Annotated in this window: 16 protein-coding genes; all 16 read left to right on the forward strand. The window is 27.5% G+C overall.

All coding sequences use genetic code 11. The features are described from left to right. Positions 1-587 (forward strand): MSCRAMM family protein (locus BR82_RS17255; protein WP_261794266.1); only part of this gene is annotated, 587 nt, incomplete at its 5' end. Positions 588-639: 52 nt separating this feature from the next. Continuing rightward, entirely contained in the window at positions 640-918 is a 279-nt protein-coding gene (locus BR82_RS15455) for a hypothetical protein (RefSeq protein ID WP_051592789.1), read from the forward strand. Positions 919-934: 16 nt separating this feature from the next. Further along, positions 935-2,503 (forward strand): hypothetical protein, encoded by a 1,569-nt coding sequence (locus BR82_RS0108350; protein ID WP_027089821.1) that lies wholly within the window; start codon positions 935-937, stop codon positions 2,501-2,503. Between the two features lie 10 nt (positions 2,504-2,513). Beyond that, positions 2,514-2,654, forward strand: a complete 141-nt coding sequence (locus BR82_RS17050; RefSeq protein WP_154659611.1) for a hypothetical protein — start codon at positions 2,514-2,516, stop codon at positions 2,652-2,654. A gap of 16 nt (positions 2,655-2,670) precedes the next feature. Further along, positions 2,671-4,008 (forward strand): zincin-like metallopeptidase domain-containing protein, encoded by a 1,338-nt coding sequence (locus BR82_RS0108360; protein WP_027089822.1) that lies wholly within the window; start codon positions 2,671-2,673, stop codon positions 4,006-4,008. 40 nt (positions 4,009-4,048) lie between these two features. After that, positions 4,049-4,390, forward strand: a complete 342-nt coding sequence (locus tag BR82_RS0108365) for a hypothetical protein (protein ID WP_027089823.1) — start codon at positions 4,049-4,051, stop codon at positions 4,388-4,390. Next, positions 4,362-5,024 (forward strand): hypothetical protein, encoded by a 663-nt coding sequence (locus BR82_RS0108370; RefSeq protein ID WP_027089824.1) that lies wholly within the window; start codon positions 4,362-4,364, stop codon positions 5,022-5,024. Before BR82_RS0108365 ends, BR82_RS0108370 begins: the two co-directional genes overlap by 29 nt. Then, complete coding sequence (locus BR82_RS0108375) at positions 5,021-6,871, forward strand: VirB4 family type IV secretion system protein (protein ID WP_027089825.1); 1,851 nt, start codon at positions 5,021-5,023, stop codon at positions 6,869-6,871. Before BR82_RS0108370 ends, BR82_RS0108375 begins: the two co-directional genes overlap by 4 nt. 98 nt (positions 6,872-6,969) lie before the next feature. Then, positions 6,970-7,833 (forward strand): C40 family peptidase, encoded by an 864-nt coding sequence (locus BR82_RS16345; RefSeq protein WP_161635131.1) that lies wholly within the window; start codon positions 6,970-6,972, stop codon positions 7,831-7,833. A gap of 258 nt (positions 7,834-8,091) precedes the next feature. After that, the gene (locus tag BR82_RS0108385; protein WP_027089826.1) at positions 8,092-8,430 is read left to right on the forward strand and encodes a hypothetical protein; all 339 of its coding nucleotides are present in this window, start codon (positions 8,092-8,094) and stop codon (positions 8,428-8,430) included. Further along, positions 8,427-8,696 (forward strand): hypothetical protein, encoded by a 270-nt coding sequence (locus BR82_RS0108390; protein ID WP_027089827.1) that lies wholly within the window; start codon positions 8,427-8,429, stop codon positions 8,694-8,696. Before BR82_RS0108385 ends, BR82_RS0108390 begins: the two co-directional genes overlap by 4 nt. Positions 8,697-8,761: 65 nt before the next feature. Beyond that, on the forward strand, positions 8,762-9,790 hold the full coding sequence (locus tag BR82_RS16350; RefSeq protein ID WP_051592791.1) for a toll/interleukin-1 receptor domain-containing protein: 1,029 nt from the start codon (positions 8,762-8,764) through the stop codon (positions 9,788-9,790). 50 nt (positions 9,791-9,840) lie between these two features. Next, complete coding sequence (gene mobL / locus BR82_RS0108400; RefSeq protein ID WP_027089828.1) at positions 9,841-11,004, forward strand: relaxase MobL; 1,164 nt, start codon at positions 9,841-9,843, stop codon at positions 11,002-11,004. A 309-nt stretch (positions 11,005-11,313) separates the two neighbouring features. Next, on the forward strand, positions 11,314-13,053 hold the full coding sequence (locus tag BR82_RS0108405; protein ID WP_161635132.1) for a type IV secretory system conjugative DNA transfer family protein: 1,740 nt from the start codon (positions 11,314-11,316) through the stop codon (positions 13,051-13,053). Beyond that, positions 13,046-14,290 carry a pentapeptide repeat-containing protein gene (locus BR82_RS0108410; RefSeq protein ID WP_027089830.1) on the forward strand — a complete coding sequence of 415 codons (1,245 nt, stop codon included), beginning with the start codon at positions 13,046-13,048 and terminating at the stop codon, positions 14,288-14,290. Before BR82_RS0108405 ends, BR82_RS0108410 begins: the two co-directional genes overlap by 8 nt. Beyond that, positions 14,262-14,888 carry an HNH endonuclease gene (locus BR82_RS0108415; RefSeq protein ID WP_161635133.1) on the forward strand — a complete coding sequence of 209 codons (627 nt, stop codon included), beginning with the start codon at positions 14,262-14,264 and terminating at the stop codon, positions 14,886-14,888. Before BR82_RS0108410 ends, BR82_RS0108415 begins: the two co-directional genes overlap by 29 nt. Positions 14,889-14,918 lie beyond the last annotated feature (30 nt).

Here is a 14,918-nt window from a genome sequence, read left to right on the forward strand (position 1 = left end):
CATTGATGCTGCAGTCTAATGGTGAAACAGAATATTATCGTATCGATATTGAAGGAAATGAAACCAGTCATTTAGTAAGTGGATTAAATCAAAATGATGAGTACTTACTTAAAGAAGCGGAAGCACCAAAAGGCTATGCAACTGCAGCTACTCAGGATCTAAAAGTTGATAATAAAGATATTGTATTGAAGATGGTAGATGAAATAACGAAAATCGAGATCTCTAAATTAGATATCACAACATCAAAAGAATTACCGGGAGCGCATTTACAGGTGAGTGATGAAGAAGGGAATATCGTAGACAGCTGGATTTCTGGTGAAGAGGCACATATGATCAAAGGTCTATGTGTAGGAAAGACTTATACTTTGACAGAAACAATTGCGCCTGATGGATATCAAGTAGCTCAAAGTATTGAATTTACTGTTGATGATACTGGAAATGTACAGAGTGTAGTAATGTATGATGAGTTGCTTCCTAAAAAAGTAATTACAAGTGATGATAGTAATATTTCAACTTATTTATATATGGCAGGGTTAACTGCTTTATTTTTTGGAGTATTAAATATTAAAAGAAAAAAATTAAATTAATAAACAACATGGCAAATTTGCCATGTTGTTTTTGTATAAAAAGGAGAAAATAATGAAAAATATGATATTACTTAATGATATAAAAATAAATTCATCAGGAATTATTGATTTAGTGAAAGGAATATTAGATCCACTAATGACGATTTCGTTAGCCCTTATTCCACTTGCTGGATTAGTTGCAGCACTAATTACAGCTGTATTCTGGTATTTCAAAGATGATGAAGAAAAAGAAAGGAAACCAGTAGGGAGAATGATAAAAAAAATAGGTTTTATAACAGCTACTGCTGAGCTTCTTCCAACATTATGGACATTATTTGGATTAATGAACTAATGGAAGGAAGGGTATTATGTTTGATAGTTTAATTCAGGTATTTAATGAATTTTTACGTAGCTTATTATGGGAATTAGCATCTTTGTTTTTATCTGTTTTAGATTTTCTTTGGGAAATAGTTTTAAAAGTAGCCACCTTAAATTTAGGAGATTTAGGCTCCATTGATACTTGGTTTGCAGGTATTGTTTTAACTTTTGTATTATTCTTGACTTATAGAGCACTTAAAATATGTGTAAGAGCTATTCTAGAGGAAGATTATAGAGATAAAATTGAGCCTGGAAAAATGGTTATGCGTTTTATTGTTACATTAATAATAATAACAGTTATTCCATTAAGCTATAAAGGATTATGTTCAGTTACATCTGAGGCAGTAGATAAAATATCTTATTTTATTCCATCTTTAGAATCTTCCGGAGATTTTAATAAAATTAGTAATGTATTGATTCAGTCAGGGCGTACGGATATAACCAATATACGAAATGATTTAGGTCCAGAAATCAAATTAAATGAAGATTTTGATATAAATAATAAAGATGAAAATGGTAATTTTCTTTATTTTCCAACTTATTCAAGCATTTTTCTTATTATTGCAGTATCTTGCATTAGTTTAGTTATTTTTATTACGATTGCTCTACAGGTTGGAAAAAGATTGTTCAGCATTTTAACTTATTATCTTCTTTCACCATATGCAGCAGCATCATATCTTGAACCAGATAGCCAAACATTTTCAAAATGGCTGATGTTTTTATTATCCGATTTAGGATTAAATTTTTTTCAGATTTATATGACTTATTTTGTTTTAGCTTTATGTAATAGTAATATTATTTCAGAAAAAATGGGATCTAATGGTATTGGTATATTTGCACAAATAATACTTTTTATTGCAGGGATACTTTTTTTACAAGACGTACCTTCTAAATTTACGGCCCTATTAGGAAGTAGTGGTGATACAACGGGATTGCGCCAATTGATGGAAACTTCAAATACACAAAGAGCTATTCTTGGTGGTGCTGCAGGTGGTTTAGCAACTGGAATGGCATATGGTGTTGTTGGTACAGCAGGTATTGCAAGTGGTATGGCTGGTGCAAAAAATGGTATACAGTCCGGTGGAGGACTAAAAGGTGCTTTAGCAGGAGCTAAGAAGGGATTTGCTTCAGCAATGCCAAGTGCAAGAAATAGTTCACAAAGTAGAAGTGGTTCAAGTGATGCAAATAGATCTTCTAATGAAAGATCTACTGCTAGTGTTACTGATAGTGCCGCATACAAGGCACCTCCTACAAACGCACAATTAAATGCCGCAAAATATTATGGAATAGATGGAGCAGAAAATATGAATCGTGGAGATTTATCAAGAGCTTTAGAAAAAGCAGGAGCTAGTCCATCATATTTTAATGATAATTCAGATACTCAACAATATGCAAGTGGAGGAAATGAACAGCTTGATGATATGGCTAATCCTTCAACGAATGCTAAGAAAAGATCACTTATATCTCGTGGTGGTAATTATCTTTATAATGTGTCAGCGTCAAGAATAGCAACAAGCAGGCAGTATCGACAACAAAGAAAAATGTATAGAAGAATGTAGGGGTGAAATAATGATTGAAAATTATGATGATTTAAAGATGATTATAGAAACAATTGATTTATTTACAAATAATTTTTTAGATGAAGAGTTACCAGATTCGTTTAAAGCATATACTGCAGATGAATTAATAAATTATATAAATGGCTTTTAAAGTAGATGATTAATGTATGAATAAAAATAATTTAAATAAGAGTAGAGAATATTTAATAAATTCTTTTATTAATTGTTTGGAAAAAGATATAATTCCTTGGCAGATAGGTTGGAAAACACCTGAGGCTGTGTTTAATCCGGTAACTAAAACTCGCTATAAAAATAGTAATCGTTTTTTATTAGAACTGGTATCTTATATTAAGAATTATGATGATCCACGTTGGATGACTTTCAAGCAGGCTAGAGATAAAGGATATCATATTATTAAAGGAGAACATGGGGTACCTATTGAATATTGGAGTGTCTATAATTACAAAACTAAAAAAAAGCTAACACTTCAAGAGTATACAAGGATAGTGCGTGAAAATCCTGAAGAATCAAAGGATTTTTATTTTATATCCAATGTCTATACTGTTTTTAATGCTAAACAGATAGAAGGAATTGAAAAATATATTCCACCTGTAAACCTATCAAGGAGTGCTATTGCTGAAGGAAATTATAATATTGCAAAAAGAGTATCTGATGAATATCTAAAAAATGCTAAACTGTCTATTGTTGAGTCAAGAAAGTTTTCTTCACCATTTTATGATTATGAAAATGATAAAATAGGTATGCCTAATGTTGAATTTTTTCTTAATGAATATGAATATTATTCTGCACTATTTCATGAATTTATGCATTCGACTGCTCATAAAAGTCGATTAAATCGTACATTGTACTCTTTGAAAGAAAACAGGGAAGAATATGCAATTGAAGAATTGAAGGCAGAAATTGGATGTACATTTATATGTAATGAATTAGGGTTTCCACCAAACTCTAAACAACTTGAAAATCATGAATCTTATATCCAGTTTTGGCTTAAATCGATTAAGGAAAAGCCGAATAATCTTTTTAGAGCAATCAAAGCAGCTGAAGAGATTTCTTTATATGTTATGGATAAAGCAAACGTGAAAAAATATATTACAAATCATACAGAAAGTTTAGAAAATATAATTAATGATATTATTGACAATCCATATGTATATAAAGCAGATTTAATTACTAAATCGGAATTTGACTTATTGGCAAAAGATAGAGGATTTAAAGAAGTTTCTTATAAAGAAATGGAATCACTTATTAATAATCAAGAAGCTATTTATAATAGTCTAGAAAAAGTTTATAGATTTGAAAATCAGACTATTATATGTTTGGATAATTCTTCATTAAATGCAAGAGTAGAAGAATTTACATATGATCATGCGCTTCTTGCTTTTATGTGGTTAGATGAAAAAATAGCAATAGATGATTGTTATAGACTAATGAACCAACGTGATCTTGACTTTATTGAATTTAATGAAGTTATATCAATCAAATAACGTAAGTATAAATTTTTATTGTTAGAAAGGAAGGTAAATAATGTTATTAACAATTCCTGATGATTTTAAATCTGGTAGATATTATTTTAATAAATATAGAAAAATTGATTTAATTATTTTAATTAGCGGTATATTAATTGGAATTACTGTATTTCTAATTTCGATGTTTGTTGCTTTAGCGATTAGGTCATTAGCAATTATGTTATTAGGATTATCCATAAGCGCAATAAGCATAAGTACTGTTTTTCTTCTGACTATGAATATAACACATTATCATAATGTACTTGAAAAAATAATATGTATGATTCACTATTCAAAAAGTAAAAAAAAGTATATATGGAGAGGAGTAATATATGATAGTCAAAAAGATGAAGAAATCTAAAAAAAGACCCATGAACAAAAGGAAAGCAGAAAAAAAGGTTAAAAAGAGAAGAAAAGAAATTGAAGATACTTTATCATGGATGGATATTTTGAAAATAAGTGAAGATGGTATTTATCTAGCTAGAGATAATAAAACTGAAGTTCTTAGAGGGATTGTTATTAATCCGGTTAATCTATATTTAATTGAAGATTTTGAAGTAATAAATTATATTTTATCATTATCAAATAGTCTTGATAGATTAAAAAGACCATTATATTTTAAATTCATTAAAGAAGAACCTAATTTAGATTATCAAATCGATCGATATATAGAAATAATGGAAACCTCTTCAGATTCAGCAGTTAAAAAATTAGCACAAATGCAAATTGATAAAATGGAATGGTATATAGAAAATCATAGTGAAGTAAAATTTTGCATAATGATTAAGGCTGATGAAGAAAAAATTGATAAGTATTTTGAAATGCTTCAAAAAGAAATAAGCAGTTCTCATATGATAAATAAAGAGATGACTGTCTCTTTATATGAAAGTGTAATTAAGCAATATTTTGAAAATCCAACTGTAAATGAATATATGTTTTCAGATCTTGTTTTACCATCTGTTGATAATGTAAAAGAAAAAGAGAGGATTATATGAAAAGTATATTAGCTAAACGTAGTACTATTGCTCCTGCTAATTTCGATCCACAAAGGAATCATTATTTAATAGGAGATAAATATATAAGAATTTTAACAGTTAAAGGGTATCCAAATGAATTCTATCATGGACTTTTAGCTGAATTTATTAACAATGTTAGATATAATATCGATATTAAAATAGTACCTTCCGATCTGGATATGGCCACATTAGTTAAGAAAAAATCAAATGATATTGATGAAAAATGGCGGAAGTGTAAAGATCCAACAGAAAAAGAACGTTTGAGAAAAGAACATGATGCTTTAGAAAATTATATTAAAGAGCTTGTTAATAGTGAAAATGATACAATTAATGTTATTACTAATATTTATATTAGAGGTGACTCTCTAGATGAAGTTAATAAATATACAAAAAAAATTAAAAATGAGTTTATAACTAGAGGTATTAGATTAGTAACTTTAAATAATATTCAAGAAGAACAGTTAAGAAATAATTCAGGTCTGTTTATAAAATCAAATTTGAGGCCGGATATAGAATACAATGATGGAGTTTTAATGACCACAAAAGCATTTGCTGGATTGTGGCCTTTTATTTATGATACAGTTGATGATCCTAAAGGAGCTCTTTTAGGAAGAGAAATGACGAATGGTGGAAAAATAGTATTTGATCAGTTTTATTATTTGAACAATAAAGAAGAAGCACGATTAGATAATCGTTCTTCAGGTAATATGATTGTTGTTGGAAAGACAGGAACTGGTAAAACTACAGTAATGGATCTGCTTTTAATAGGGCATTACATAAATGGACGTAGTATTGTATGGATTGATCCAGAAAATAAAAATGAAAAACTTTGTAAACTTGTAGGTGGTAACTATGTGTCATTTGGAAGTGGTGATTATATAATTAATATTTTTGATTTAAAGCCAATTTCAACAGATTCTGAACAAAAGGAAAACAAAGATAAGATGTATGATACCAAGATTGCTATTTTTAATGTTGTTGAAGATATTAAAATTACTTTTAAATTGTTATGGCCAGATTTAGATGAAGATGCGTTAGCCATGATAAATGAGGTTGTTGTTGAAACGTATAGAGAAGTTGGTATTGATACACATAAATCATTTGAGCATTTAAAACCTGAAAATTATCCTACTTTTACAAATTTTACAGCAGTTATAAAAGATAGAATAGAGATTTATTCTAAAGAATACGATAAATATTCTACTGAAATAAAAGCATTAAAAAGATTAGAAATGAAAATGCGTCAAATTACCGGTTATAACGATACTCCAGGTGAATGGGGACGTTATTTTAATGGAATAACAACTGTAAAAAAATCCATAAATAATAAGTCATGGATGATCGCATTTGGAACAAAACATCTTTTTGAGGTTTCATCAAATCTTAAAAATGCTTTGATGAGAATGGTGTTTCAGTATTCATGGTCATTATGTCTTGGTGATGATAGAAATCAAACTGTTTTTTGTTGTGATGAGGCTCACACATTTATTCTTAATCTTGAATTAGCTGATATTTTAGCTCAATTTCAACGTCGTGCAAGAAAATATGAAACTTCTACATTGATAGGTACACAGGAAGTTAGAGATTTTACAGATCCTGTGATTTTAACACATGGTAAAGCTATATTTTCAAATTCGACTTATCAGCTTTATTTAAAAACGAATAAAGCTGGGGTATTAGATTTACGTCAGCTTGTCGAATTAACTGAAAATGAATTTGATACAATTCAAAAACTTCCGGCATATCATGGAATTTTCTGTTTAGGAGATAAGCACATACCGATTGAAATTCTTGCAACTCCAAATGAACTTAAATTAATATCTTAATCAGGTACAAGAATATGATAAAAAAGTTTCTTATAAAAACTATGATAATTATGATGTCATTTTACTTAATTATAGGAATTATTTCAGCTCCTTTTATAATGGCACAGGAAGTGGTCAGTAATCCAATAGGATTTGCATGTAATATACTTGTATCAGTTTTTGGAATAGATTTAGATGCTCAAAATTCTATAAGTGATTTTACTTCATTAGATCAGGTAATAATATATTACCTTCAGGAATTTCCTGAAACTGATCAATTGTTTGAGAGTGTTATTAATGAGTATAGTGATAAAGGAGCTGTAGCCATAACAAAAATAGAACTTGTTAAACCATTTTTACTTTGTTCGATAAAAGAGCCGAATAAAAAAGATATTCAAAATTATGCAAATTTCATTCTTGATAATTGTAAAGATAAATTAGATGTAAACAAAGCAGTAAATTATATTGAAAATAATACACCATTTAAAGAAGTTATTATTTCTAATAAACTGCAGGATATAATCAAAATCAGCTATGGAATTTATGAGATGAATTCTGGTCAAGAAGTTGTTGTTACAGGTAATAGTGAAATAGGTTTAGCAATTGCAAATAAAGCATTATCAAAATTGGGTTTAGCGTATGTCTGGGGTGGCAGTCATGATATAGCAGCCATTAAAGATCCAAACAGCAGTAAATTTGATTGTTCCAGTTTGGTATGCTGGGCATATTATCAATCAGGAATAGATATTGGTAGTCAGACAACAAAAACATTAATTACAATGGGAACTGAAATCTTATTTGAACAATTGCAGGCAGGAGATATAGTTCTTTTTAATACTTCAGGTAATGGAGTAAGTCATGTAGGTATATATATTGGTGACAATAAAATGGTACATGCACCACGAACAGGTGAAGTTATTAAAATAACAGAATTAACAGGTTATTATAAATCAAGATTGATGAGTTGTAGAAGACTTTATTAGTAAAATTGTGGTATACATCTTGGTATACCACATAGTGACACTTTGGTATACCATATAATTCTGTCTAAAACTAAGCAAAGTCAACGTTGTTGACTTGTGCAAAATGGAAAATGTATACCAGAATGGTGACATTTTCCCTTATCCTGCTTTAGTAGTTTTTGGTATACATTTTGGTATACTAAAAACTTGTCTAAAGTTAAGCAAATAGAAACATGGCAAATTTGCCATTGAACCTATTGATAAGATTAGGAGGTAATTATGGACAAGAATAGATTTGCGCCTTTACAAATTCGTTGTGAAAAAGATGATGTAAAAAAATTTGAGTTAATAGTTAAATTTTTAAATAAATCAAAAAAAGACAGTATGTCAGAAGTTATAAATTATTATTATAAAAATGTTATTGAAAATGATATAGAGCATATCGATGATATTAATTATAAATTAAATATGATAATTGAATATGTAAGTTTATTGGTAAAATCTAGTAAAGATTTACCACCAATAGTAAAACTTGATGAAATGAAAACAATGGTAGATTCGCCATCAAGATTTGAAAAACTGATTAAAGATAAGATTGACAAGGAAAATATATTATGAGAAGAACCTATCGTACAAATAAAAATTTTGATGAAAAACTGGATGCAATAAAAAAACATTATAAAGATAACGATATTTATATGAGTGTTGCACAATTATTTGATGAAATGATTGATTTGTATTATACAAAGATAATGATTGATGAAAATGAATTAATTTTATCTGAACAGCTAGAATTAGTTGTTATAAATGTATTAAATAGATTTACTGAAATAAATGCACAGATGTTTAATGCTGTATTAGAGGAGATAAAAAAGAAAAAGTGATTTTTCGCGGGCACGACTTAAATAGTCGTGCCTACCTATAAAAAATGTAGAACTGGGGTGATAAGATGGATAATCAATCTTGGGAGTATATTTTTAAAAAATTCAATATTGATTATCATAAAGAAGGAAATAATTATTATATTTCTTTGAAGTCAATTATTAGTAATAAATCGATAAATTATACAGAAATTAATTATTTTATTACTTATTTATATTCATATACTTTGCTTATGCCATTAGACTACTTAATTACTTTGAATTATAATAATAGTGAAATTATAATTAAGGAGCTGAGCAGTAGAATGAAAAATTTTTATTTTGAGATAGATTATGATAAAAGGAATGAATATATTGATTCTGTATACGAAATTAATAACATCATAAATAAGGGACGGGTGACATTATTCGTTAATAACATTCCTTTATATTTAAGAGCTTGTGTTTATGTAGAATGTAATAATGATGAATTAACAAAAGTGCTAGAAATAGCCAAAAAATATAATCTTATTTTTAAAACAGATAAGGGAATAAAAGATTTTTTTGCTGATATGGGAAATCGAATGTGGAATTCGGTGGATTTTCATTGTAACGAAAGTAAAGAAATATTTGATTTAATATTTAATAGTATGTTTTATTATAAAACGACATCTCAACTTCAAAAAGAAGGATATAATTTTTCGAGTGAATCAGTGAGAAAAAAAGTATTTATTTCTTATTCGTGGAATGATGATGTATTTGTTGAAAATTTTGTTAATCAGTTAAAATACAGTGGAATAAGTGTATGGATAGATAAGCAGAGTATAGACTTTGGTGATAATATTTTAGAAAGTTGTTTATCAGGATTGAATGAATGTGATGCTGCTTTGATTTTTATAAGTAAAAATTATAGTACCTCAGCTATGGCTAAACAAGAATTAATTACATTTTGGTCTAAAGCTATTAAACTTAAGAAGAAAATGTATGTAATCAAAATTGATGATGTAAATCCTGATGAAATATTTTTTGGATTAAGTGATTTGAAATATTTTGTACCAGGTAAAGACAGTATTGAATTATTAGCAGAGTCATTAAAAAGAAATTTGAATAATAACTAAAAAACGGGCACGACTATTTAAGTCGTGCCTACCAGTAAAAAGGTGATAGATTGAAAATTACTACATTAAGGTTTTGTGAATTGGGAGCTCAAGCTCCTAAAAATTCTCGTTTTAAAGGAGTTATATCGCAGGAATCACTTATTGGGTGGTTTGGATATACCGCTCGTGATGAATCAAAAGAAAATGAACAAGAGTTAGGAAAACGCGAAGATGGCTTTTTTGGATATACTGCTAGTCATGCTAAAGATCCAACTTTTACAAATGCTGGGTTTTTAAAAAGTGATAAAGATCGCGAAAAATACAGAAAACAAATAAGTAAAGCATTTTCAAAAAAAGGTAATCTTTTTTGGGATGCTGTTATTTCTTTAGAAAGTTTTGAGGAAGCAGATGACTGTGGTTTAAATTCAGGTGAAGATTGGAATATAGTTGTTAATAAAGCAATTAATAAATTTTTTAAAAATGTGGGACTGGATTCTAAAAATATGCTTTGGTGGGGTGATTATCATATCAATACAAATAATCCCCATATTCACTTGACTTTTCTTGAAAAGAAGCAGACTAGGACTAAAGGTAAATTTAGTCCGAAACAGTTGGCGTCCTTTAAAAGATTTATGTATGCAGAAATAAATGCTCGAAAAGAACTAGAGAAAAGAGTAAAAACTAATTCAGTATTGTTTTTTAAAGATAAAGATATTAAGTTTAATGAAATAATCAGAGATGTAGATGAGTTTTTGAAAGATAATCCAAAAATTACTATTTCGAAATTGAATAAGATTTTACCTAAAAAAGGTCGTCTACAGTATAATTCAAAAAATATGATTCCATATCAACAAATAATTGATGCAATAATTGATGAGGTTATTTTGAATAATCCAAAGGTTAACAAATCAGTTACATCATGGATGAAATCAATTGAAATATTGAATGAAACAATGAATGATATTGGTAGTAGCAATATCGCTACAATTAAACAGGCTGAAATGAAAAAGTTATATGAACAGATTGGAAATAAAATTCTGCAGGAATATAAGTCAGTTAAATATAATGATTATATAAAAACAATCGGAGGGAAAAAAACGCTTGTAAAATATAAAAGAAAATTGTTTACAAAAACAAGATTAGAACAGAGCATTATTTCATATGCTGATCTTCAGGATCAAAAAATAAAAGAAGCTCTTGAAGAATTTTTAAGAGATAATAATTTAAAATTGTAGGAAGGGGCAGTAATGAAAAGATTATTATATATTATAATAGGTGGGTTTTTAAGCTATTTTTTAACTTTTACGTTAGTAATATGGATGATAAATTTAATTAGATTTAAAAATATAAATTTCGTTACATTCGATTATAGTATCTTATTTATAGAAGGTACCAGTAGATTTAAGACTATATTTTTCTTTGCTACTGGTATTTTTTTTATGATTATTTTTGTTACATATGCGCCTGTTTTAAAACAATACATAAAAGGTGACAAAAAATCATATTCTACTTTAATGACATCTCATCAGGTGAAAAAAGAATATATGAAATTAAAAATAAAGAATGGGGGTATCTTAGTTTTAACTACAAAAGATCGTATTAATATTGCAGTCAATCCAATTAAAATAAAAATTAATAAATTGCTGGAAATATTAAATCTAGATGCGGTATTCAGATTAAAAGTGGCACAAAAATATTATATTGGTGGAGAAGCGAAGTATAAAAGAGCAGGTTTAATTGTAAAAGTAAAAATCAATCCAATTACTAAAACTAATTATGTTTGGATAGATCCCAGTAAAACGCATAATTTAATTTTGGGGGCAACTGATTCAGGTAAATCATATAGTTTAACACTACCAGCCCTTGAAGTATGTCGAATAGCTGGTGAAAGTGCTTTAGTATTTGATTTAAAAGGTGAAATAAAAGATGCAACTCTAAAAAAGTTTATCAATGATGGTTATAAAACATATGTAATTAATTGGATTGAACCAGAAGAATCGGATGGCTGGAATCCTTTAGAATTGGGTACGATAGAATACATAAAAGCGTTAAAAAAAGCTAAAGAACTGGAATATCAAATAAATAAAAAAATTATAGCAGCAAAAAAGAAGCATTCTATCATTAATCCTGAAATTCCATTTGATTTTAAAGAATATTTAACAAAAAAAGAATTAGCTGTTACTAAATATGATAAAAAAACTAAACGTTTAAAAGTAATACCTGATTTTTCTAAAGCTCAAGAATACTTTGAAGATGTTTTTAAGACAATGACGTATAATCCAAATGAAGAAAATAATTTTTGGAATGATAAAGCAAAAGAAGTAATGAGGGGTATTGAAAATTTATTATGTGAAGAAGATGTTTCGTGTTCAAACTTTGAAGCAATTTCTAAAGCGATTTTTACTGGAACAAGACCTTTTCCAACTAATAGAAAATCAACCTGGTTAAAAGAGTATATAACTAATTTTAAAGATAACGATGATTTATCTAGAGAATTATTAGAGGAATTTGTTAACTCTCCTAGTGAAACGTATGGCTCAATTTTATCTGTATTAAAAGATAAATTGTCATTAGTAACTCTTAATTCTCAAATTACCAAAATGATGTCTTCTAATACAATTGATTTTTCAAAAATAGGGGATGAAAAGACAGTAATTTATCTAGTTGTACACGACGAGAAAAATACCTATCATTCATTAGCTACCTTATTTATCAAACAGCTATATGAATGTCTGATTGGATCAGCACGTAAAAATAAAGAGAACAAAGAATTAAAAGTTCCTATGAATGTCTATTTTGATGAGTTTGCTAATGCTCCTGTTATAGAAAGTATTGGTACAATGTTAACCGCTTCAAGGGCTAGAGGAATGAGATTTAATTTGTATGTTCAAGATTATTCGCAGCTGGATAACAGATATGGAAAAGAAATTAGTAAATTGATAAGATCACAAACTAATACTGTTTATTTATTGTCAAAAGGAAATGAAACATTAGAAGAAGTAAGTAAGTCTTTGGGTAATAAACAGGTAATTAATAAAGGAAAAGAAGAGATTAAGCCTCTCGTTACTACTGATCAGTTAAAGAATATGAAATTAGGTGAAGCATTTTATATAATGCGTAGAGGTAATAATTTTAAAACGCGTTTACCAGCGTATAATAAATATAATTTTTTTACAGGTAATTACAATGAATGTCCAAAAAAATATGTATTCAGTGAATACGCAAAATGGATTGATATTAGTGAGTTATATAAGATGAAGAGAAAGGAGTATGAAAATGGATAGAAAAGAAAGAGTAACTAGGATATTAGAAGAAAACAACATACAGCCAGGATTTGTTGAATTTAGTAATATAGATTTACAAAAGCTTAGTAAATCAGATATTCATCAATTAGTAAATGCATCTGCGGTATTGATTATAGATAAAGTTTCAGGCATAAAGGAAACTTTTATGTTATCAAATTCTATAATAAAAAATACTTCTATTAGATTTTTTGATATTAATAAATCGTGTTTTTTGAAAAACTGTATGATAGATGATGTTGTTTTTAGTCAGGTAAATATAAGAAATGCAGTTTTTTTAAACTGTAAATTTATTAATGTCGTGTTTTCTCAATGCAATTTTGAGGAAGCGTTTTTTATTGGATGTAAATTTATAAATTGCACAATGAAAAAAGTAAAATTAAATAAAACAACATGGTTTAAAAGTAATTTTAAAGATATAGATATAAATAATGATAAAACGTCTATAGATTTTTGCGAATGTGAAGATATATATGTTGATGATTCTATAGAAAATTTGGAGTCTGATAAATCAAAAATTGCAGCAATAGAAAAAGCAATAGAAAAGGAGATAAGTATGAACGAAGAGATTATAGAAGAAAAAATATTTTCAAATATGATAATGAAAACAGATGAATTAAAAAATAAAATTTTTAATAAATGCACATTTGATAATATTGTATTTGATGATACTATTATTGAATTTAATACAAGTTTTATTGCATGTACTTTTCTTAAATGCAGATTTGATGATGCAAAATGTAATTGCATAGCATTTGATGAAAGTATATTTAAAAATACTGTATTTAATGGAAATGTAATAAGAGCCTCATTTATAAATACTGTTTTTGAAAATTGTACAGCACCTGAAGGGGTGTTTATGAAATGTAATTTTTATAGAAGTACTTTAAATGGTAGTTTTGGAAATGATATGAGTAACTTTAAATTATGTAATTTAAGAGAAGATAATATTGGTGGAATAGATTTAAAGAAAGAATATGATTTGAATTTTGATTATAAAAGTATAGTTGAGCAAATGGCTCAACTATTAAATATTAATTTGGAAGAAAAGATGGATCCTGAAATAAAAGCTCTTAAGTATTTAACTTCATTAAATGATCAAGATTTTATCACCTTTTTTGGTAAAATAACTCAGGCTAGAATAAATAAAAATTTTGTTAATGATAATGCATCAAATGCAAATATTAAAGATGAAAAAACAAATGTTAAGCCAATCTAAATATTATATAATTGTTAAGGATGGCCGAAATAAGACGTATAATTATCGAAAAGAGCTATTTAATTTTGGACTTAGGTTTAAAAAAACTGGAAAATATATTGGATATTGGAGAAAAACTACATCCAATATAAATAACTTAAGAGATATTCAAGTTTATTGTAAAAAGAAACATCTCAAATTTTTAAGCTATGATATCAATAAAAAAAGATCATCAAATTATAGAAAAATATTTTTTGCAAATTATGATACGGTTTTTAAAGATTATTATATTTGTTCGTATTGTGGAAAATTACTAAAGAAAGAGGAAGTAACAGTTGATCATATTATTCCAATTGCTAAAGCTCAAAAAAATAATTTTTATAGAATAATCTTAAGAAAATTAAATATTATTAATATTAACGATTATAAGAATCTTACCTGTTCATGCAGTGAATGCAATTTTAGAAAATCAAATAAAGCAGGTATATGGATTGTTCATGGTTTCTTAGGCAAAAATGCATATTTTTGGGTTTTTATGAAATTAATATTACTGATTGTTATAGGAATAGAATTGATAGTATTTATTAATGTTTTTATAAAGTATGCAAGTATGATATAACTATTATTTAAATTAATAAAAATCAGATTA

The sequence above is a fragment of the Thomasclavelia saccharogumia DSM 17460 genome (genome assembly GCF_000686665.1).
GTDB lineage: Bacteria > Bacillota_I > Bacilli_A > Erysipelotrichales > Coprobacillaceae > Thomasclavelia > Thomasclavelia saccharogumia.